Source organism: Bacillus sp. NPDC077027, from assembly GCF_050269555.1.
Classification (GTDB): domain Bacteria; phylum Bacillota; class Bacilli; order Bacillales; family Bacillaceae; genus Bacillus.
Genome location: NZ_JBNNIO010000005.1, coordinates 126,169 through 147,772, shown reverse-complemented (window position 1 = coordinate 147,772; position 21,604 = coordinate 126,169). Strand labels below are relative to the sequence as shown.

Here is a 21,604-nt window from a genome sequence, read left to right as displayed (position 1 = left end):
TTCCATTCTGTTACGACTTCCTTGCTACAGCCACCTGATCCGCTACATATGTGCTGATTTCATCAGCGGCAGCCATGCCAAAGGCAGTCGTTGCACGAAGGGATGGATGGTGCTCAAGAACTTCTCCATGAGCGGGCGCAAACCCGACATCTGCTTGCTGAATCAGGTCGTAATCAAGCAGTGAATCGCCAGCGGAATAAACTTTATCGAGCTGGAGCTGTTCTTTGATATATGCGACGGCTGTCCACTTATTTAATGGTTGTGGAATAAAATAAAGCTTTCTCCCTTGAAGTGATACTTGCCAGCCTCTCTCATTCCCCCACTTTATCAACTCAGTAAGCGGAATATGAGGAACATGTTCATCCTCCATAATGAGGTAAAGAAACCGGCCATCTGCTGTTCGTGTGCGCTTCACCCATCTTGATACAGGCAGCTCTGAAATAGCACGGAGCATCTCTCGTATGGGCATACAACCTGCTAATCTCTGATCAATAAGCGCCTCCCATTCTTTCAGCGGCTCACCATTTTGCAAAATACAACCGCCATTTGTTGTGACAGCAAATTCAGGTCTTAGCTCGTTTTGCAAAAAAGTAATCCGTTTATACTGTGCCGTCGTCCGTGTTGTCACTGGAATAAACCAGCCTGCTTGATGAATGGTTAATAAATGTTTTTTCGTTTGAGTCGAAATATAGGACAAGGCACGTCCATCTAGCATTTCTATCAACTCATACGTCCCTTGTGATACATATTGATTGAGCATCCGATGCGAGAAGATAAGCGTCCGGTCTAAATCGCTTGCAAATGCCTGTCTCATATGGATTTCTCCAACGGACGGATTAAACCACAACAAGTATAAGACATCTTGTCATATTCAATGACCGGCACACCACGATCCTCTGCTAAGAGCAAAATATGCTTTAGCGCCTCTCTCGAACCTGGCTTGATCAGGATTTTCCAAGGAATTCTACGCAGTAACACACGTGTTGTTTCTCCTACACCCGGCTTAATTAAATGCGTATTGTCGATTTGAAACTCTTTCCCGATGGCTTCAATTGAAGCCATGCCCCGCCAATCAGCAGTGCTGTTTTCAGCCAGAAGTGTTTCTGCCTGCTGACGAGCATTTGCTTGAATGGACGCAAATTCTGCTTCAATCGTATCCACATACATATTGGATACATCCTCTGCTAATAATTCATCGTAATACTTCGCCCCATGGAAATCATCGGCATGAATCCAGCGGTTGTTTAGTACCGTTCGACTGACAAGACCTGAAACCGTTGAATTTAAACAAGCACTCGGAATGAGGAAATCTTCCCTAGTTCCATATACGTCCGTACAAAATCCAGGATCTGCAAGTACCGCTAGCTCATCTGACAATTGAATGCCATGCGTCTTTTCAAATTGGACGACTGCACGTCTTAACTCGTTTGAAATTGCACCTTTTCCCGTCCAGCCATCAATAAACGCAATCTCAAATTCTGGATGCTGTGAAAGGATATATTTCAATGCATTTTCATCAATTCCACGATCACGAATGATAGATATACTGTAATGAGGCAGCTCAATGCCATACTTAAAACGAATGTATCTTTTAATGAGCACGCCAATTGGTGTACCAGCACGCGCCAAACTGCAAAGAACGGTTTGAAAACCACGTTTTTTGACAATTTGTTCTGCGACAATAGCAACTGCCTCCGCCACTTTTTGCTTGCTTTCTTCAAGAGATTGATAGAATAAATCCATATAAGCAATCGTTGGTTTATACTCAATCGGTAGCATTTCAGAATAGTGTGCCCCACTTTGAATGGAACGCTCTCGTTCTTCTGTGCTCTTCTCGATCTCAATGGAAGATAGATCTTTTAGCAAAAAGGTGACATCCTGTTCTGGATAGCTTCCCATTTTTGTGTACACATTAGCCATTTGCATTCACCTCATCTGATAAAGTTACAATATGCACATGCTTCACACGTCGCTCCGCAAAAATGTGCATGAGCGGAAGGAGTGCATCATAAGACACCTTTTTCTCGAAAAATAAAAAGACGTCGTCGTAGCCTTCTAGTGGTAGGTTATACACGTAATGCTGAATGTTTTGATCCTCTGGATTCGCGAACGAAAAGCCATTTTTGACTGCATATCCATCCTGATCGACTGGATGAATTGGACTTCTTGTGGTTGAGTGGAACCGCACACCTTCACCCATATGCGCTGACAGCCGCATTGGCAAATACATCAGCTCACCAGTTCCTAAACAAAGTGTACGTTCTCCCATTCGCATGTTCTTTAACTGCCCACCCGCATGACGAACCGCTTCATCAATGACGATTGAATCGTCTGCTCCCAGTCCAAATCTTCCTGTTTCATATATATAAGGCGTAACCCCTGACGATTTCGTCACATACTCGGGTGTATAAGGCACACCCTGAAAGAATGAGCTGAGTGAGGCATGTGATAGAGTTGGTAGATGCTGTGATTCTTCAACCTGATAGGAATATGAAGGCTCATCTAATGTTTTTCCTCGGAACGCCATATTTCCTTTTAATAGTGAAAGTGATTCTACTTGTATTCCAAGTTCTTGCTCCAATAAAGTTAGCTCTTCTTGATGCACCTCTGTACGCCAGTCTAAAATGGATAGAATGGTATACGTTTGACGCGGGAATTTAGCATGAAGATCACGGATGATGTTCATATTCGTTCGTCCCGTTGTCACCTCGTCATCTACTAAAATAATTGGACGATCTGATTGAAGAAGCTGTGCATCTGCATAGCATAGTTGATCTGTTGCATGTGAATGCTCCTCTTCAAACACAAGCGAGGGCTCAAGATTCGCTAGCTTTTCTCGTGTTGTATGGATGTAGGATGCATCCGCAAGTACATCATAGACACCATGCCCAAGAGCTGTCGCTGTCTCAGCAAAACCAATGACAATCGGCTTCGTACTTGACTGTAGCTTGTCTGATTTCAACGTTTTATACGTAGCGGAAAGCAGGCGATGATCGTCTGATGATAACGCTTCAGCCAACTGATCTTGAATTGCTGGGGCAACACCTGTCTTTTCCTTCACATACGCCATAGCGAGGAGACCTGAGACGATCAACGGTTTCACTGGATGAACAGGGATATGCTTGCCGAGCACCTTGCTCACAAACAAAAATGCCCTTTTTTTATTCACCCTCGCTGCCATTTCAAACAAATGCTCCTTTGGTACGTAAACTGACGCTTGATCAAAGGATAGGTCAACCTCCATATGTTCCAAGATTTTCAGCGTATGTGTATTCGGTAAGTATGTCGATGTAGCTTCTGTTTTCATGAAACACCCCGTAAATGTCTGACTTTAGCATAATGTTCTCCGCCCATTTCAGGTGCGGTTTCGTTTCATTCATCTTATTAGAAAAAGTACTTTTCAGCACACCAACTGTCCCATCTGTATGCTCTAAAATACTGCATGCATCCAAATATTCTTCCTTTGTGACAACGCATAGACTTTGCACTAGTTTCAGGTGTGTTGGGTGTATGACCGTTTTCCCATGAATCCCATTGGCCAAATCGAGCTGAGCCTCTTTCAGCAAACCACTTAAATAGCTACTTTCAACATCATGAAGCTCACTCCCATAAGGCAATGCCTTCAGATAAGGTTTTGCTTCTTTGCGTGCTGGCTCAAAATATTCCCAGACCGGTCCTGACACAACAAACAATCTCCCAAAATAATTTAGCACATCTGTCATGAAATCGGCGATGAGCCTGATCTCATAGATTGTCGTTCGATGATTTCGCCTGATTCCATATAAACCACAAAGGTCTGTCGCCCCAATACGAATATTCAACACATACTCTTCATACTCAAGTATAATCTGCTTCAATTCAGAAAGAGCAGCAGTTCTCGTTTCCTTATCTAATAGGTCTGGTGTTTCAAGAATTGGCATACCATAAAGGTGAATGTTCACTTGAGTTGAAATGAATCGCAGGTTAGTCAAATACTGCTTAGCATTATATGTGGAGCATTTCGGAAAGACAAAGCCTGTCAGCAAATGGATGGAGCGATCAAGCATACCAGCGAGGCGTAAGAGCTGCTCAGGTGAGCGTACCCTAACGAATAAAAGTGGGAGTCGATTGGCCAAATCGGGTGAATGAACCAGCTCTTCTTTTAAATATGCTAGCTGCTTCACCAGCATGTGTTCAGCTGCTTCAACCTCATGGTCACCAATCGCATCCTCCAAACAAAACACAACTGAGCATAGCTCTTCATACTTTTGTTTGACTAAAAGATCGGCTAAATCTTGCCGCGTTGCGGGCATGTACAAAGTGGCACCTAATGCATACGCAAGGACACGCTTTGAAGCATGTTTGTCAATAACTGTTGGTTTTTTAAAAAAGATATCATGCTGCCTTGCATCTGATAAAAAATGAAAATAACGCATGGTTTGCCACCCTCCTGTCGTTAAAAATGAATGCACGCTGACAGAAATTTTCTAACGATTGACCTGTTGATTCAAAAAAGGATGGAGTCGTTTTTCAACTCCATTCCTCTTTCACGATCTCTATTCTTCTTTTGAAGCTGCCGCTTGCTCAGTTAAATCTTTATGTTTGTTTTTATTGATCTTATGGATAATAAATGTACCGACAAATGCTAGGATGATAATGGCAAAGAACACGAGATGCGGAATCTCTATGTGAATCACACTTAACGCCATTTTTGCAGCAATGATTCCAATAAGAATAAACGCTGTATTCTCTAATTCCGGCACACGGTCAATAAGAACAAGGAAGAATTGTGCCACAGTACGCATCATCAAAATACCAAGCATTCCGCCAAGTAGGAGAATCCATACCTCTTCAGATACTGCAAAAGCTGCGAGAATACTATCAACCGAGAAGGCAAGGTCCATAATTTCAACGGAAATTACTGTCGCCCAGAAGACACCAAATACACGGATCAGCCAGCCTTCTTTTTTCATTTCCTTCGCTTCATCGTCGCCTTCACCTAACCAGAAGTGCTTAATAACGAGCCAAGCCAAGTAAGCCGCTCCAAGAACCTTTACCCATGCAAATTTGATTAACAGCATCCCTACCCCAATAAAGATAAAACGGAAGAAATAAGCGCCAATTAATCCGTAGGTTAGTGCTCTTTTTCGCTGTTTTTCCGGTAAATGCTTGACCATCACGGCCAAGACAAGTGCGTTATCCGCTGATAATAATCCCTCAAGGACAACCAAAGTACCAATCAATCCCCATGAAACAGGATTGGTCAACACCTCTGCCCACATATGCCAATCAAAAAATGATGCATACGTGTCCAACATATGTTTAAGAATCTCCAATTGTTTTCCTCCTATAAAGTGTAGAAGCTTCGAGCAGGCACATACCTGCTGTTATTCTTGATCGCTGTTACTTTCTCACTTTGAAAAAGGCTTTTCATCTGAGCAATTGGCAGCGCCTTGAACATTTTTAAGACTCTATTACACTTCTAAACCATAATTTTTGCAAAGAGAAGCAAGTCCGCCAGAGAAACCACTTCCGATTGCATTGAACTTCCACTCGGCACCATGTCGATACAACTCACACACGACAACAGCCGTTTCAATAGAAAAGTCCTCCCCTAGATCGAAACGGATCAATTCTTCCCCGCCCTCTTCATTTACAACACGAACAAATGCATTAGACACTTGTCCAAAGTTTTGGCTACGCGCTTCTGCATCATGAATCGTAACTGTAATTCCGATACGATCAATGTTAGCAGGAATTTTGGAGAAATCAACGAGAATTTGCTCGTCATCTCCGTCTCCTTCTCCTGTACGGTTGTCACCTGTATGTGTTACGCCACCGCTTGGATGTTGAAGGTTGTTATAGAAAACAAAATCCGTGTCATTCTGACAACGATTGTTTGCATCTACTAAAAATGCTGAAGCATCAAGGTCAAAATCTGCTCCGCCTGAATATTTATTCGTATCCCAGCCGAGACCAATAATACATTTCGTCAGTCCAGGATTCGTTTTTGTTAAATCTACACGTTGCCCTTTAGAAAGCTGAATTGCCATCATTTGTCCTCCCCTGTCTCATTAAAATTTACGAAAAATGATTTATCCTATATCTAAGCCAAAATCTGTTGCAATCCGAGAAAGCCCACCTTGGTATCCTGATCCAACTGCCGAGAATTTCCATTCACCTGCATGTCGATACAACTCTCCAACGATGATGGCTGTTTCAATAGAGAAATCTTCCGCCAAGTCATAGCGAATGAGCTCTTCATTTGATGCCGCATTGAGAATACGAACATACGCATTAGACACTTGTCCGAAATTTTGGTTGCGCGCTTCTGCATCATGAATTGTAATGACAAAAGAGATTTTTTCAATGCTAGCAGGAACGCTTGATAGGTCGATGTTTACCTGTTCATCATCACCATCTCCTGCACCAGTGCGGTTGTCGCCTGTATGTACGACAGAGCCAGCTCCACCTGTCGTCTGATTGTAAAAGATGAAGTCAGATGGAGAAGTCGTTTTACCAGTTGCATCTAATAAAAACACGCTAGCATCTAAATCAAAGTCCTGTCCACCATCATATTTATTGACATCCCATCCTAGTCCAACAACAACCTTTGTTAAGCCTGGATTTGTTTTTGTTAAATCTACCTTTTGACCTTTAGATAAAGAAATTGCCATTTGAGAAATCCTCCTTCAAATTAACTATAGTTTTTAGTGATGTCTGCTAGCTTTGCATCATTTGTGCCATCACCAATCGCAGCAAATTCCCACTCGTTTCCTTGGCGGTAAATCTCTCCTACAATCAATGATGTTTTCCCCGCATATTCATCTTTCAAATTATATCTTAGTAACTCTTGGTTGTTTGAGCGATCGACGACGCGGATATATGCATTTTGGATCATACCGAAGTGCTGTTTTCTTCTAAGTGCATCATAGATGTTGACGACAAAAACGAGCTTATTCACTTGACTAGGAACCTTGTTCAGATCGACGAGAATTTGTTCGTCATCTCCTTCCCCTTCTCCTGTCAGGTTATCGCCAGTATGTTCAACACTTGCACATCTGCTTTTCAAGTTACCAAAATAGACCAAGTCTTTATTCTCTGTGAAGCGATCATTTTTTAACATGAGAACCGATGCATCACAATCAATATCAGCTCCGCCTCCACCAAATAGTTTCCCTAAAAATCCGCCTCCTTGAGACACTGGGTCCCAACCAAGACCGACAAGAATATTTGATAATCCGGCCTTTCCTTTTGTTAAATCAATACGTTGACCTTTTTCTAATGAAATCGCCAAGCCACTCACTCCTCCAACATAATGAAATTCTGTTTATCTAGCGTCGACTGTATACAAACATCATACATGAAAAATCGACAAAATTCATGAATGACTATTAGTCTTTCGCCCACTTTTCTATTTACTAGTATATACGAACCATGAATATACAAGGTTTCAAGTTCTAAAAATTTTCTTAAGGAAAATATGTCAGCCACTAACTATTATTTTTGCGAAAGTATGTTTCATGTGAAACATTGTCGAATAAAAGCGATTTCATATAGATCAATACAGCATCCACTGCTTGAACGTTTCTATTTTTATATACTAATCTTTCAATTAAATTGTGCATAGAATTCCGTCGATGTTTCATTCACGTGCAGTTCATTTCCATCCCGCTCTTCATTTCTTTATACTTGTTCATATACGTTTTTTGAACGTGAATCAGCCTTTGAAGAAAGGATGTAAGGTCGATGCCTTCAATAAATATTTTGGATCAGGTTGCCATTCCAAAAGGGAAAACAGCACAAGAGACACTTGAACATACAACAAAGTTGGCGATATTTGCTGAAGAACTCGGCTATGAACGTTATTGGTTTGCTGAGCATCATAGTACAAGAGGACTCGCCAGCACAGCTCCCGAAATTCTAATGGCACATATTGCGTCACATACAACAAAGCTTCGGACAGGTTCTGGCGGGATATTACTACCACAGTACAGTCCCTTTAAAGTCGCAGAACTGACGAGACAACTCGAATCGCTTTATCCTGGGCGAATAGAATTAGGGATCGGAAAATCGCCAGGAGGCACTGCAAAAACAAGACTGGCTTTAACAGACGGAGTTGATAAAGGACTAATGCAGTTTGACAGACAGCTTGATGATCTTATTCACTACTTAACAGACCGCCTGCCCTCTAATCATCCATATGCAGGATTAAAAGCGGCACCAAAAGTAGAAAACCTTTCGCCGCTCTGGTTGCTCGGCTTAGGAGAAAATAGTGCCAAACAAGCAGCACAGCTTGGAATTCAATATATTTTTGGTCACTTTATTCAACCCACACGTGGTCAGCAAGCTTTCGAAACATATCGCCAACATTTTTCACCATCTCTCTTTACAGCTCAGCCTAAGTCCATGTTCGCTGTTTTTGTCATCTGTGGTGAAACCGACGATGAAGCAGAACAAATTGCCTCAAGCACAGATTTATGGCTACTTCGAGTGGAAAAAGGATTGGATAGCCGAGTACCCTCAATTGAAGAGGCCGCTCATTATTCCTACACTGAGCAAGAAAAGAAAAAGGTGGAGCAAAACCGAAAAAGAATGGTTATCGGCTCCAAGCAAACGGTCAGAGATCAGCTTCTCTACTTAACAGAACGCTATGGGACAGATCAAATTATGATGCTCAACAACACATTTGATCCGCTTGAAAAACAACGATCATTTGAACGCATTGCCGACATATTTTATTAATCTATTTTGAAGCCGATAACGGCTTTTTTTACATTGTTATAAAAAATGGGATATGTAACACGCTCATTTCAAAAAATCGCCAGCTGTCATCTTCGTGCAAACTAGTCTTCTGATCGTTAGGGAAATGTAAACGCATAAGGAGGCTTCCTTTTATCATAGTAGGAGTAAGACGAAAAAGGACGGCGTTTCTACTACTAGAAAAGGAGTGGTTTGTATGAAGATGAGATTAGAATGGGTGGATGCAGCAAAGGGCATCGGCATCCTTCTCGTCGTTATGGCACATGTACCAACATCTGATACCTTTAAACAATTCATCTATTCATTTCATATACCTCTCTTCTTCTTATTATCAGGCATGATGTTTCAACCAAAGTCATTATCAGCGATCGCCTTTATTCAAAAGAAAGCGAAAAGTTTGTTGCTTCCCTACCTTTATTTTTCGATCATTACATATGTCTTCTGGTTTTCAGTTACACGGTTTTTCGCATTTAAACACCAGACAGATATTGATCCTTTTGTTCCGTTTACAGGCATCTTTCTCTCGAATGCAGATCATTCAAGACTCACACACAATCCTGCCATCTGGTTTTTAACCACACTCTTTATAGTTGAAGTCTTATTTTTCTTCCTGCATCGATTGGCAAAAGGGAAGACAAGCGCCTTGCTGAGTTTGACCATTTTATGCGGAGGAATCGGTTATGTCACCACTCTTTATTTACATCAAAGCCTGCCGTGGAATGTAAATGTGACGTTTACAGCGGTTGTTTTTTATTCTATCGGCTATCTTGCAAAGCATGTATTTGTCGAATTGAAATCTGATCCGACTTTGTTACTGTGTACTGGATTACTTATGACCAGCGGCTACATCCAAAGCTTTAACACAAGAATTGACATGCGTGTCAATGACCTTGGACATATCTTCATCTTTTATTTATGTGCGCTACTCGGCTCAGCAGCTGTCATTTATATGAGCTTTAAGCTCAAGCAATCAAGTATTTTGACATATCTCGGGCGAAATTCTATTGTCATTCTTGTCCTTCAATTTGTTGGGATCGACATCGTTAAAGCGTTTGTTTATTATGGACTCGGCATCGACATATCCGATACAAAACAGCTTTCTTGGATGCTGTTTTATACAATCGCCACATTGCTTCTGATGGTTCCATGTATTACCTTTTTCAAAAAGTATCCGATGCTGCTCGGAAAAACAACCAGACCACGCTATCAACAAAAAACATCCGCCGGTTAATCCCGCGGATGTTTTAAGCGAATTAGATTCTATGCTAACTGGGATGGGTATAGTGTCATGCCTCCATCCACAAATAGTGTAGCGCCAGTGATATATGAGGCTTCATTAGAGATGAGGGATGCTTTATCACCTTTTAATTATTTTTTCTTTTTAAATCTGTTGTCCGTTAGAAGTTTTTTAGCTGTTCTTGCTTTATTAATCCCTTTTTTTGCGTCTTTATTAATTTGTTCAGAGGATGGATATCTGATCAGAATTGAAGAGATGATGATGTAGCGAATGAGACCTTTGAGGTCATGACACATTGGCATGTTGGCATTAAGAATTACATAATCACTTAGAAAAACAGGCTGATAAGAGCCTGCTTTTTTTTACTCCCTGTTTTTTACGGAGCTGTTCCACAATTAACCTTGTATTCACCTTCTGTTACTTTTTTAGAATTGCAGAGATATGGAGTTCCAGTTTCACTTTTCCATGCGTTGAATAGCATTAAATAGTAAAGGTTCCCTGATGAATCACTGTATTCTCTTTTTTGAAGTATGGTGAAATAACTTTGGTATGGGTATCCTTGTTTATAGATTTCATGCCTTATTGCGCCTTTTTCTGAAGAGTTATTGAAGAAGACTGGTGAAAGAGGTGGCATTAATATGAATACAATTATTAATCCTGTTAGGATAAATAAGATAATTTTGATTCTCTTTCTCATTTTTTCCTCCTATAGTACTTTTATGTATATTAGGTTATATTAAAATTTATGTAAATGATAAATGTTACCTATATTATAAACAAATGGAGTCGAAGACTACAAAAAAGTTGAGTAGTACAGAATTAAAAGCGTCAGCTTCTTCTGTCAAAAGATATAACCGTTGTTTAGGAACATATGAATTTCTGCTTGTGTCATTTGTCCAATTGGTGGATATTGATTTTTTGTTTGCGCAGTATTTGGTTTTGCTAACATAGAATTAGGATGGAAAATTGAAGCTATCATTGCCATAGCCAACAAAAGCAAAGTAATCTTTGTGTATCTTTTTTAGTCAAGGTTGTTTTCTCCTTTATCTTCAGTTTTTTTATTAAACTTGTTAAAAATGAATAATATGATGGCGGATGCCATCAAACTTATAATTAAGGATTGTGAATTTATGTGGAAAATATTCTTTATCCCGTAATTAGCAGTGTCCATAATACGTAGATTGTTACAGCAGTAAGAATAAACATTCTGAACCATTTCGGGTTGACGGTATGGGGGATTTCTACTCTGCTTAAATTGGTAAAGCCTAAATGCCCTCTTTTTTTGAAACATCCGCTTGCACTTTGATAGCTTGTCCACCGTGTTGCTCAATCGTCTGTACTGTCTGATCTGCTCCACCTATATCGCCTCTATCATTCACAATCGCTGTTGTCCCCCTTTAAACCTTGATACATCTATCTCTTTCCTCCAATCGTGTCCTATGCATAAGCTGATACACGACTGTTACCCTTTCTGAAATAAAGAAAAACACACCCTTCTCGCTCCCCGCCTTGAAAAGGTTGTGTTTTTCTTCGTGTTAAAAAGTGTTATACACATTTTCGCATGTTTCAGCGGTCGGCTGATAAAAGCAATGTGATTTGTACCGTGCAACAAACGGTTGATTGTACCAAGTAGATGGACAACCTCCTGGTGGTTTGAAATACCAGAGACTATATTTCGCAGGCCAAAAACGTTCTCCATTCACATTCCTACGCGCAAGTGACTTTTCAGTTTCACGTGCTCGTTGATAAAAATAGCCATGTGTCACAGCTTCAAATGCATGCTCCTGATAGATTACTTGTGGAATCGTACGCAGTCCTTTAAAGTCAGAGCAGTTGGCACGTAAACGATTGATGCCCACATTACCAACAAGTAGCATTCCCTGTTTTCCTTCTCCCTCAGCTTCGGCTCTAAGCAGTCTGGCCAGCAAATCAATATCAGAGCTTGTCGCTCTTACCACTGCCATACATCCACCTCCAAATCATCTCCTTTTTATCATATGTTGTGATTCTGTGCAGATGACTGCCATTTTCCCATGAAAAAACACACCAACTGTCGTTAGCATGTCTCTTCTGAAGCAAAATCTTTAATGCATAGCCATAACAGGTACGCATTCTTCGTTTTACATCCAGAATCAAAACACAGTTCTTGCCAAACAGGAAGAAATATTCATTACCATAGACTCATTTACAGACCATTAAAAACTTTCTATTTGTAACATCTTCTTCAAAAACAGTCATTTGAACCTATTCAATAATCAGACTCAACACCTTAAAATAAAAAATGTTGAGTTTTTACAGGAGAATTCAAACGATAAATACAAAATTACCCTCTTAATTTAGTGTCAATTTTACTATTTATCGCCTTTCAGCTAAGACAATTGCACTTTGGTATTGACAGTACTTTCGCTTCATTCTACAGTTAGTAAAACATACATTATTTTTCTTTTTGTGCAAAAAGAATGATACGAACTAAGATTTCCCATAAAAAAAGAGGATGATCGACGCTTGTCTCTCATCGAATTCGTTCTAATCTAAGGAGGAAGTAATTCATGTCAGTAAAGAAATTATCTCTATTTTTCCTACTTTTGAGTTTGACAGTCCTTATCGCAGCTTGTGGAGGCGGTAAAGACAAAACAACGACCAAAGAAAATGATACAAAGAAATCACTTGATACAGCAGAAGTAAAAGTCGAAAGTGCAGAATATACACTACCACCTCAGTATGATACATCTGTACAAGATGACCAATATGTACTGAAAGTCAATGTTGCAGTGAAGAACATCAGCAAAGAGCCTTTAAACGTTGACAAAAGTAACTTCACTCTTTATCAAGACGATGCTCAAGTATCCACCATTTCTCCTGATGACTACAATGAAGTGTTATCATCTAGTTCATTAAATGCTGGGAAAATTTCAAAAGGTGGACTCTTCTACGTTGTAGATCAAAACAAAGATTATCAGCTTGTGTATACAGAACCATCAACCGGCACTAAAAAAGACAACACTACACTTGAATTCAACATTAAAGGCAAAGACTTAATGAAAAAAGCAGACTCTCTTCAAGCCTCATCGAAAGCACTATCTGCTTATTTGGATGTCATGATTTTCGGTAAGAAAAACGAGGACTTTGAAAAACTAACAGGCGACAACACATCAACTGTTGTGAATGATTTTGACAAATCATTTAAGCAAGGATACATTTCTTCTTCTGGTATTTCATCAAGCGCTGCAAAAGATGAAAACCTTGATAAATTATTGAAGGCTGTCAAAGAAACACTTGCTGAGAAGTCAAAAGTTTCAGCAAAAACCAAATCCATTAGTGGTGATAAAGCTGTTGTCACAGTAACCGTTACACCAATTGATGCTAGCCCGCTAGTAGAACGTTTGAAGGAAAGAGCAAACGAATTTTACAGCAAAAATCGTACGGCTTCTTACGATGATGCACAGAAGTATTTACTCTCTGTCTATCCAGAGGAGTTCAAAAAATTAGGTCCATCTTCTAGTGAAGAAACGGTTGAAGTCAACATGAAGAAAAACGAAATCGACCAATGGAAGCTTGATTTAAGTGATTATAAAACAAGCAGTCTTATCGAAACATTTATTAAGAACTAATACAAAACCCCCGATATCGGGGGTTTTATTATTTGGCAAGCATCCACTTTTCTTTCATAAACAGGCTTCTTGTGATGATGAACAACACAATGACTGTTAGTGCAGATGAACCAAGGGTTAAGGCAATGGACAATGGGTCCATGATGCCAAACATCATTTGCTTAAATAATGCATGTATATTTAAGAAAGGTACTGCAAAGTAGTACGTATCTAACTGCGTCGCACCTGCTCTCATTGTAAAAAACATTGGAATGATACCGAGTGTAATGATCATCGACATGTACGATTGAGCTTCCTTGACAGAGCTAGAAACGACACTAATGACAAGCTCTAAAATAGAGACCATGAGTGAAAAAATGATTAATGCAGCAAGCGTTACCCCGATGACCATCCACATTTGATCACCAAATTGTAAAGCTTGTTTTAACTTCTCTGTAAAAAGCAATGTGGACACAAGGAGCATCCCAATGGCGACGACACCACTTAAAATCCCAAACATGGATACCGCAAGCCATTTCCCAATAAGAATTTGCAACCGACTGGCTGGAGTTAAAAATAACGCCTCAATGGACTTGCGATCTTTTTCCCCTGCCACAATATCAAGTGCTGCTGGTAATGCGCCAGAAATGACTGACGTCACAAAAATCATCGGCAATAGGATCGACAGAAGCATTGCTGTCGTACTCTCCTTCCCATCCTCTAAGTCTAGTGACTGTACTTCAAATGGATGAATCAAAGAGCTTGTGACATTCTCATCAGCCAAACGATTTTCTACAATTTGATTTTGGTATTGTTCAAATGTAGATTGGAGCATCTGAATAGTAAGTGCAGAATCTGAGTCTGTTGTTGATCCATACACTTTAATCGCAAACGGCTTCTGCTCCTGAAGAAACTCTTCCGCTTTTTGCGGCACTTCAAGGTACGCGTTCGCTTCGCCATCCTTGACTGCTTTTTTCGGATCGGTAAACGTTTGAACCTTTATATTCTCAACGCCCGCTAACAGTTGATTCATACTGTCTGGAAGCTTTTCTCTCACGGCAACCGTATATTCTTTATCAACTGGATCAGCAATCATACTTTCATAAAAAAATACGAGTCCAAGCATCGTAATGAGCGGAATGAGGATCGTTAACAGCAAGGTTTTTCTGTCTCTCATGGCATCTGTCATTTCTTTGATAAAAACCGTTTTCCACATTATGATATCCCCCTGACGAGCTTCGACATAAAGATGTAATTCAAATCCTCACTCTTCTCTTCTATATATAATTCCTGCAACGTCCCTTTATAGACCATCTCGCCTTGATGAATCATGATGACGCTATCACACAGGAGACTGACCTCTTCCATAATGTGACTTGAGAACAGAATGGTCTTATTTTGCTGCTTCAATTGCTGAATAAACTCTCTAAAAATATTACTCGACGTAATATCAAGACCTGTTGTAGGCTCGTCAAATAAAATAATATCTGGGTCATGAATCAATGTTCGAGAAATAGCCACTTTTTGCTTCATCCCTCTAGAAAATCCCTTCACTTTACGATCCATGTACTCTCTCATGCCGAAGCGCTTTGATAAATCTTCAATTCTTGCTTTGATTTCGTGTTGGTTCAAACCATACAATTTACCGAAGTATTCAAGATTCTCTCTTGCAGTCAATCGATCATAAAGCCCTGTCTCTCCACCAAACAAAACACCGACTCTTTTTTTCACCTCTGTTGCATCTTTCACTGTATCTAAACCAGCTATCTCTACACTACCACTAGTTGGTTGAAGCAATGTCGCAATCGTTCGCAAAAGCGTCGTTTTCCCCGCACCGTTTTCTCCTAGAATACCAACGACTTCCCCCTCACCCACAGAGAATGTCATATGCTTTACGGCTTTCACAACCTTTTTCTTATCTGCAAACCAACAATGACAATCGGTTAAATTGATCATATCTCTCGCTCCCTTCTCTTTTATCTACCTTTATGATAGAAAAAAGACAGAATGTCCGTAACAAAAATGTCGCGAAATGTCCTTTTTCTGTCTTGAATGAGTCATTTCTAAAAATCTAATGATAAAATAGATAAATAACATGAATTGTAATAGGTGATTATTATGGTAAAAGTGGGACTTGTAGATGATTATCGCATCGATTTAGAAAAACTAAGTGCCATCGTGGGCAGAATAGAAGAAGCTGAGATCGTCTTTGCCACTCAATCGGCAGAAGAGGCTTACGACCAGGTCAAAAAAGGCAGTGTTGATGTATTGCTTGCTGACATTGAAATGCCTGGGATGTCTGGCTATGAGCTAGCAGACTTAATTCATTCTCACGCATTGAATGTTGATGTCGTGTTTGTCACAGGCAATAGCGGATACGCTGTCCATGCATTTGATCTCAATGTTCACGACTATATCATGAAGCCATATAGCGCCGATCGCATCGCCGCTTCCTTTCAACGCTACTTAGCGAACAAACGAGAGAAAAGCGTCAATGGCAGACTGCTCATCAAGCAACAATCAGACATACATGTTTTACAAAAGAAAGATGTTATTTTCGTTGAACGAACAGGACGCTCCACAACCATTGTCACGACTTCTGGAGACATTCAGACGTATCAAACGTTAACAGAACTAAAGGGAGATTTAGTGGAAAAGGACTTCATCCGTTCCCACCGCTCTTTTATTATTAATATACACTACATTAAAAACTTTTCAGCGTACGCCAAGAACTCTTTCGTTGTCTCTTTTGAAGGAACAGACAAAAAGGCAATGATGACAAAACAGCAATTGGACTACTTTAAGAAATATTATTTTTGAGGAGAACCGAACGTGAACGTTTTACAAATTGGATTTCGCATTTATATCCTTTTATGGATCGGGATCGCCATTCACACAACACTTTCTTCATATCTATCTTTTGCAGAAACTGCTTTATGGCTCATCACTGCAGGCACAGTCATCAGCTATGGCATGTTTACTCATCGTCGCTTTCTTTCTGGCTTAGATTTATCTATTAATGTTGGGACATTCATTGTACTCACATGCTCAGGTACTTCAATGATCCTCATTGGCAATAATCAGCTTGTCAGCCCTATGATACTCGCAGTCTTGGTTGCAGCAGATTATATCTTCTTAAGCACAGTTCAAATGAAGCGCCACCTGACCAATCAGCTCAAGGATTTAACGCTTGCCGAGTCACAGACAAATGATTTGCTCATTGAGCTCCGCAGTAAAAATCATGAGACAGCAAGACACTTAAACGCGCTATCCATTTCAAAAGAGGCAGACTATCTCCAAGATTGGATCAATCAATTCGCAAAGTATTATCCGAATATTAAGGGAGAAAACGCCTATTTGGCAGGGACTCTTCACACCTTTTTCGAAAGAGCGGACAAGGCGAAGATCGAGCTAAACCTTGATCTTCAAGTCCCCTTTTCCTCACTTCCCTTTTCAAAAGCAGAACAAGTCAGTTTAACAGGTAATCTACTAGAAAATGCTCTCGACAGCGCAATTGAAGCGAAGAACTACGGAAATAAAGGGGTCATCCATGTGACCACCTCTATTCGCAGTGGATTATTTCTTATCACATGTGAAAACAGTACAAAAGGAATGGAGCTACACATATTAGATAACCTCTTTCAAACATTTGGCCACTCCACAAAAGGTGGCGATCACCAAGGAATGGGGACGTATATTCTCCAGCAACTCATCAAGAAATCAAACGGGACACTTGATTTCACGTATCGCACGCCTATGTTCAAACTTGAATTGAAGATTCCGATGGCACCTCAATAACCAAACGGTGCTTCAATCAGCACCTTCAGGCTGTCGAGAAAATTTCGACAGCTTCATTTTTACCTTAAGCTCCCCACCTTCTCATGTTCCACACTCACCTTGCCTGTCTATACACCATGTGGACGAAAGCAGCAGTAAAAGGCCATGCTAATGATGTAGCATCTAGCACTTGGACTAAATGGCTCTAATCATTAAAGAAGAGGATAGTAACAGGCGAATACCTAAGCATCCAGCTAAAGAAAAGGCTCTATGACATTCATTGTCATAGAGTCTTTCTTTATCACGAATATTCTTATTTGATGAAAACAGTTGATACGATGTACTCAAACTCCTCGTCTTGTTTCTCACTTAATGTCGTTCAATCAATTTTATGTTTGGCTAGCTGAAGCTACTTAGAGCTTCGTTATGCTCCAGCAGAATAAACTTCATGGCTGCCTTTTATAGGTTGGCTTTTTTTGCGGAAGTTCATTTTTTGAACTTCCGTATTTGTACAAGGACATAAACATATATCCAATAGTAATGAGTTCTCGGTACAACAGGTGCTCGCTATACATGGATATAAACATAGATCCAATGTAAAGGTATTGAATGGGGCTCTCTTATAAGAATGGATCACTTTTGCGTCATTTCGCAGAAGCTAAACCTGAATCCAATACGAGGCAACAGTTTACTCTAGAAATAGTCCATTCTATGCATTCTTCATGACCAGTTGTCATCATATTTTAAAAGAACACCATCCATTATAAGGAAATGGATGGTGTTCAGTTATAAGGAAAAAGGAGGATTTTAAGCTATGAGGAGAAAGTTTGGCGTATGTTTAGTAATGCTTGGTTTATTATTGAGTTGTTTATCTGGGGAATATGCGAGTGCTGTAAGTAATCCAATTGCAAAACAAGTAGGAAATTCAAACCCGTTGATAGACCATCATTTGGGAGCAGATCCGTTTGTGCTGACCTATAACGGAAGAGTCTACATCTATATGTCAAGTGATGACTATGAATATAATAGCAACGGAACGATTAAGGATAATTCATTTGCCAATTTGAATAGAGTATTCGTCATATCTTCAGCGGATATGGTGAACTGGACAGACCATGGAGCCATTCCAGTAGCAGGTGCCAATGGGGCTAATGGCGGTCAAGGGATTGCAAAATGGGCAGGTGCGTCTTGGGCCCCGTCAGCCGCTGTTAAAAAGATCAATGGTAAGGATAAATTCTTCCTTTATTTCGCAAACAGTGGCGGAGGTATCGGGGTTCTCACTGCAGACAGCCCGATCGGTCCATGGACTGATCCGATTGGAAAAGCGTTGGTTACACCAAGTACACCAGGAATGTCCGGTGTTGTGTGGCTTTTTGATCCGGCAGTATTCGTAGATGACGACGGTACCGGCTACCTGTATGCTGGTGGAGGTGTCCCTGGCGGCTCAAATCCAACGCAGGGGCAATGGGCCAATCCTAAAACAGCAAGAGTCATAAAATTGGGTGCTGATATGACCAGTGTTGTTGGAAGTGCATCTACGATTGATGCGCCTTTTATGTTTGAAGATTCGGGAATGCATAAGCATAACGGAACATATTACTATTCCTATTGCATTAATTTCGGTGGCATGCACCCCGCTGATAAACCCCCAGGTGAGATCGGCTACATGACCAGCTCAAGTCCTATGGGTCCCTTTACGTATAGAGGGCACTTCCTGAAAAATCCGGGTGCATTTTTCGGAGGTGGTGGAAACAACCATCATGCTGTTTTCAATTTTAAAAATGAGTGGTATGTGGTGTATCATGCTCAAACTGTCAGTTCCGCTCTGTTCGGAGCCGGCAAAGGATACCGTTCTCCCCATATTAATAAGTTGGTGCATAATGCAGATGGATCCATTCAACAGGTAGCGGCAAATTATACAGGCGTAACACAACTTTCCAATTTGAACCCATATAATCGGGTAGAAGCTGAAACCTTTGCCTGGAATGGACGCATTTTGACAGAGAAATCCTCAGCACCCGGCGGGCCGGTGAATAATCAACATATAACAAACATTCATAACGGAGACTGGATTGCTGTTGGAAATGCAGACTTCGGGGCGGGCGGTGCCAGATCGTTTAAAGCAAATGTAGCATCCACTGTAGGTGGGAAAATAGAAGTGCGCCTCGACAGTGCAAACGGTCAGCTTGTAGGAACCCTGAATGTACCTTCTACAGGTGGAGCACAAAACTGGAGAGAAATAGAAACTGCGGTAAGTGGCGCAACTGGTGTACACAAAGTATTCTTTGTCTTTACCGGAACAGGTGCAGGGAACTTGTTTAATTTTGATTCCTGGCAGTTTACGCAAAGATAGCAAAGGGAGACAACAACAGATGCTTCAAAATCCATAAAAGTTTGATGGAGGAGAGGTAAAAATGATGTCATGTGTAAAAAAACCAATTTGTGCTTTATTGGTATGTTTCACCATGCTGTCAGTCATGTTCATAGGACCTGGAGTGACTGAAGTTTCAGCAGCAAGTGATGCAACAGTGAATATAAATGCGGAAAGACAAGTGATTCGCGGTTTTGGAGGAATGAACCACCCCGCTTGGATTGGAGATTTGACGGCGCCTCAAAGGGAAACCGCTTTTGGCAATGGACAGAATCAGTTAGGTTTTTCTATTCTCAGAATCTATGTAGACGATAACAGAAATAATTGGCACAGAGAAGTCGCCACTGCAAAAAGAGCGATAGAACACGGAGCATTAGTCATCGCTTCGCCATGGAACCCCCCAGGTGACATGGTAGAGACCTTCAATCGTCATGGTATTACATCGTCAAAGCGGCTCAAATACGATAAGTACGCTGCGTATGCCCAGCACCTTAACGACTTTGTGACTTACATGAAGAATAATGGTGTGAATCTTTATGCGATTTCTGTTCAAAACGAGCCTGATTATGCACACGACTGGACGTGGTGGACGCCACAAGAAATACTTCGTTTCATGAGAGAAAATGCCGGTTCCATTAATGCCCGTGTTATTGCGCCAGAATCGTTTCAATATCTGAAAAATATATCGGATCCCATTTTGAACGATTCACAGGCGCTTAGGAATATGGATATTCTCGGCGCTCACCTGTACGGTACCCAGATCAGTCAGTTTCCTTATCCTCTTTTCAAACAAAGAGGGGGAGGGAAAGAGCTATGGATGACGGAAGTATACTATCCTAATAGTGACAACAATTCAGCGGATCGCTGGCCCGAGGCATTGGGTGTTTCAGAGCATATTCACCATTCAATGGTAGAGGGAGATTTTCAAGCTTATGTTTGGTGGTACATCCGCAGATCATATGGTCCTATGAAAGAAGACGGTATGATCAGCAAACGCGGATACAATATGGCTCATTTCTCAAAGTTTGTGCGTCCTGGTTATGTAAGGATTGATGCAACAAAAAATCCTGAAACGAATGTTTACGTGTCAGCCTATAAAGGTGACAACAAGGTCGTTATTGTTGCCATTAACAAAAGTAACACAGGGGTCAACCAAAACTTTGTTTTGCAGAATGGATCTGCTTCCCAAGTATCTAGATGGATCACGAGCAGCAACAGCAATCTTCAACCTGGAACGGATCTCAATGTAACGGGCAATAATTTTTGGGCCCACCTTCCAGCTCAAAGCGTGACAACATTTGTTGTAAAGCGTTAAGGGCACCTCAGGCAAGTGGTACCGCATTGAAGCGGATTCGCGTCGGAGACCGGGGGTGCCGATTTTGCACCTTTCTGTTCTCTTGTAACAGGAGCCCTCGGCACGTTGAAGCCTGTATGGGAATGGAAGAAGTCGAAGAACAGGGTGCCTGCCGATCTCTGACGATGATCCAAAAGACCCTTGAACGCTACTTTACTTCTTATTGGTCGTTTATCTATGAATGGCGCCACAATTTCTCACGCAACATCAATTAACAAAAACGAAGTGATCATCAATGGCGTCATTTCATGGCACGTCTGGGGATAATAAAGAAAAGGTCAGACAAAATCGTTTGATCTGCCGTCAGAAAAGATCGCTATAAAAAAGGAAAAACAGGGCGAAGCTTTGCAGGTTCAAAACTACTGCACAGGCTTCGCTACTGCCGATTGAGGGAAAAACAAAATGTGAGCAAGTAAGCTCTTATCAACAGATGCTTGCCTGAATATGAAGAAGATTGCCACAAACCAAGCAAAGCTCAGTTAGGTGTGTGCGAGACCTTTTTCTGTTTACTTTATAGAACATAATTAAAAATA

The 21,604-nt window shown here is 40.8% G+C and carries 19 protein-coding genes and 1 pseudogene; 7 read left to right on the top strand and 13 right to left on the bottom strand.

The annotated features are described in order from the left end of the window. Positions 1–10 precede the first annotated feature (10 nt). The 8 genes from ACQKEZ_RS16620 to ACQKEZ_RS16585 all read right to left on the bottom strand — a co-directional run bounded on the left by ACQKEZ_RS16620 (position 11) and on the right by ACQKEZ_RS16585 (position 7,276). The gene (locus tag ACQKEZ_RS16620) at positions 11–814 is read right to left on the bottom strand and encodes an HAD family hydrolase (RefSeq protein WP_427302665.1); all 804 of its coding nucleotides are present in this window, start codon (positions 812–814) and stop codon (positions 11–13) included. Beyond that, positions 811–1,920 (bottom strand): cysteine protease StiP family protein, encoded by a 1,110-nt coding sequence (locus ACQKEZ_RS16615; protein ID WP_427302663.1) that lies wholly within the window; start codon positions 1,918–1,920, stop codon positions 811–813. Before ACQKEZ_RS16615 ends, ACQKEZ_RS16620 begins: the two co-directional genes overlap by 4 nt. Further along, positions 1,913–3,244, bottom strand: a complete 1,332-nt coding sequence (locus ACQKEZ_RS16610) for a phosphoribosyltransferase family protein (RefSeq protein ID WP_427302762.1) — start codon at positions 3,242–3,244, stop codon at positions 1,913–1,915. Before ACQKEZ_RS16610 ends, ACQKEZ_RS16615 begins: the two co-directional genes overlap by 8 nt. After that, on the bottom strand, positions 3,234–4,415 hold the full coding sequence (locus tag ACQKEZ_RS16605; protein ID WP_427302661.1) for an HpcH/HpaI aldolase/citrate lyase family protein: 1,182 nt from the start codon (positions 4,413–4,415) through the stop codon (positions 3,234–3,236). Before ACQKEZ_RS16605 ends, ACQKEZ_RS16610 begins: the two co-directional genes overlap by 11 nt. Positions 4,416–4,535: 120 nt before the next feature. Further along, positions 4,536–5,297, bottom strand: a complete 762-nt coding sequence (locus ACQKEZ_RS16600; protein ID WP_427302760.1) for a TerC family protein — start codon at positions 5,295–5,297, stop codon at positions 4,536–4,538. Positions 5,298–5,453: 156 nt separating this feature from the next. Then, positions 5,454–6,032: a TerD family protein gene (locus ACQKEZ_RS16595; protein ID WP_427302758.1), complete on the bottom strand. Its 579-nt coding sequence runs from the start codon at positions 6,030–6,032 to the stop codon at positions 5,454–5,456. A 42-nt stretch (positions 6,033–6,074) separates the two neighbouring features. Further along, positions 6,075–6,656, bottom strand: a complete 582-nt coding sequence (locus ACQKEZ_RS16590; RefSeq protein WP_427302659.1) for a TerD family protein — start codon at positions 6,654–6,656, stop codon at positions 6,075–6,077. 20 nt (positions 6,657–6,676) lie between these two features. Further along, positions 6,677–7,276: a TerD family protein gene (locus ACQKEZ_RS16585; RefSeq protein ID WP_427302657.1), complete on the bottom strand. Its 600-nt coding sequence runs from the start codon at positions 7,274–7,276 to the stop codon at positions 6,677–6,679. Between the two features lie 452 nt (positions 7,277–7,728). On the opposite strand from ACQKEZ_RS16585, the gene ACQKEZ_RS16580 reads away from it, so the two are divergent. Beyond that, a complete protein-coding gene (locus tag ACQKEZ_RS16580) occupies positions 7,729–8,724 on the top strand; it encodes an LLM class flavin-dependent oxidoreductase (RefSeq protein WP_427302655.1) in 996 nt (331 codons plus the stop codon). Between the two features lie 214 nt (positions 8,725–8,938). After that, positions 8,939–9,973, top strand: a complete 1,035-nt coding sequence (locus ACQKEZ_RS16575; protein WP_427302654.1) for an acyltransferase family protein — start codon at positions 8,939–8,941, stop codon at positions 9,971–9,973. Between the two features lie 29 nt (positions 9,974–10,002). Here the strand turns inward: ACQKEZ_RS16575 and ACQKEZ_RS16570 are convergent. The 3 genes and pseudogenes from ACQKEZ_RS16570 to ACQKEZ_RS16560 all read right to left on the bottom strand — a co-directional run. Continuing rightward, positions 10,003–10,095, bottom strand: a pseudogene (locus ACQKEZ_RS16570) (glucose-1-dehydrogenase); the annotation flags it as partial. A 260-nt stretch (positions 10,096–10,355) separates the two neighbouring features. Continuing rightward, positions 10,356–10,676, bottom strand: coding sequence for a hypothetical protein (locus ACQKEZ_RS16565; protein ID WP_427302652.1), 321 nt, complete (start codon positions 10,674–10,676; stop codon positions 10,356–10,358). Between the two features lie 838 nt (positions 10,677–11,514). Further along, entirely contained in the window at positions 11,515–11,943 is a 429-nt protein-coding gene (locus tag ACQKEZ_RS16560) for a cell wall hydrolase (protein WP_427302650.1), read from the bottom strand. Between the two features lie 585 nt (positions 11,944–12,528). Here ACQKEZ_RS16560 and ACQKEZ_RS16555 point away from each other — a divergent pair. Beyond that, positions 12,529–13,590, top strand: coding sequence for a DUF5105 domain-containing protein (locus tag ACQKEZ_RS16555; protein WP_427302648.1), 1,062 nt, complete (start codon positions 12,529–12,531; stop codon positions 13,588–13,590). 28 nt (positions 13,591–13,618) lie between these two features. Here ACQKEZ_RS16555 and ACQKEZ_RS16550 read toward each other — a convergent pair whose 3' ends face one another. Both ACQKEZ_RS16550 and ACQKEZ_RS16545 read right to left on the bottom strand, forming a co-directional pair. Then, positions 13,619–14,785, bottom strand: coding sequence for an ABC transporter permease (locus ACQKEZ_RS16550; protein WP_427302647.1), 1,167 nt, complete (start codon positions 14,783–14,785; stop codon positions 13,619–13,621). Then, positions 14,785–15,525, bottom strand: coding sequence for an ATP-binding cassette domain-containing protein (locus ACQKEZ_RS16545; RefSeq protein WP_427302645.1), 741 nt, complete (start codon positions 15,523–15,525; stop codon positions 14,785–14,787). The genes ACQKEZ_RS16550 and ACQKEZ_RS16545 overlap by 1 nt, the downstream gene beginning before the upstream one ends. A gap of 162 nt (positions 15,526–15,687) precedes the next feature. Between ACQKEZ_RS16545 and ACQKEZ_RS16540 the strand changes: the two genes are divergently transcribed. The 4 genes from ACQKEZ_RS16540 to ACQKEZ_RS16525 all read left to right on the top strand — a co-directional run bounded on the left by ACQKEZ_RS16540 (position 15,688) and on the right by ACQKEZ_RS16525 (position 21,032). Beyond that, on the top strand, positions 15,688–16,389 hold the full coding sequence (locus ACQKEZ_RS16540) for a LytR/AlgR family response regulator transcription factor (RefSeq protein WP_427302643.1): 702 nt from the start codon (positions 15,688–15,690) through the stop codon (positions 16,387–16,389). Positions 16,390–16,401: 12 nt separating this feature from the next. After that, positions 16,402–17,367, top strand: a complete 966-nt coding sequence (locus ACQKEZ_RS16535) for a sensor histidine kinase (protein ID WP_427302641.1) — start codon at positions 16,402–16,404, stop codon at positions 17,365–17,367. Positions 17,368–18,160: 793 nt separating this feature from the next. Next, positions 18,161–19,699 carry a glycoside hydrolase family 43 protein gene (locus tag ACQKEZ_RS16530; RefSeq protein WP_427302639.1) on the top strand — a complete coding sequence of 513 codons (1,539 nt, stop codon included), beginning with the start codon at positions 18,161–18,163 and terminating at the stop codon, positions 19,697–19,699. 61 nt (positions 19,700–19,760) lie between these two features. Further along, on the top strand, positions 19,761–21,032 hold the full coding sequence (locus tag ACQKEZ_RS16525; protein WP_427302637.1) for a glucuronoxylanase: 1,272 nt from the start codon (positions 19,761–19,763) through the stop codon (positions 21,030–21,032). The last annotated feature ends 572 nt before the right edge of the window (positions 21,033–21,604 follow it).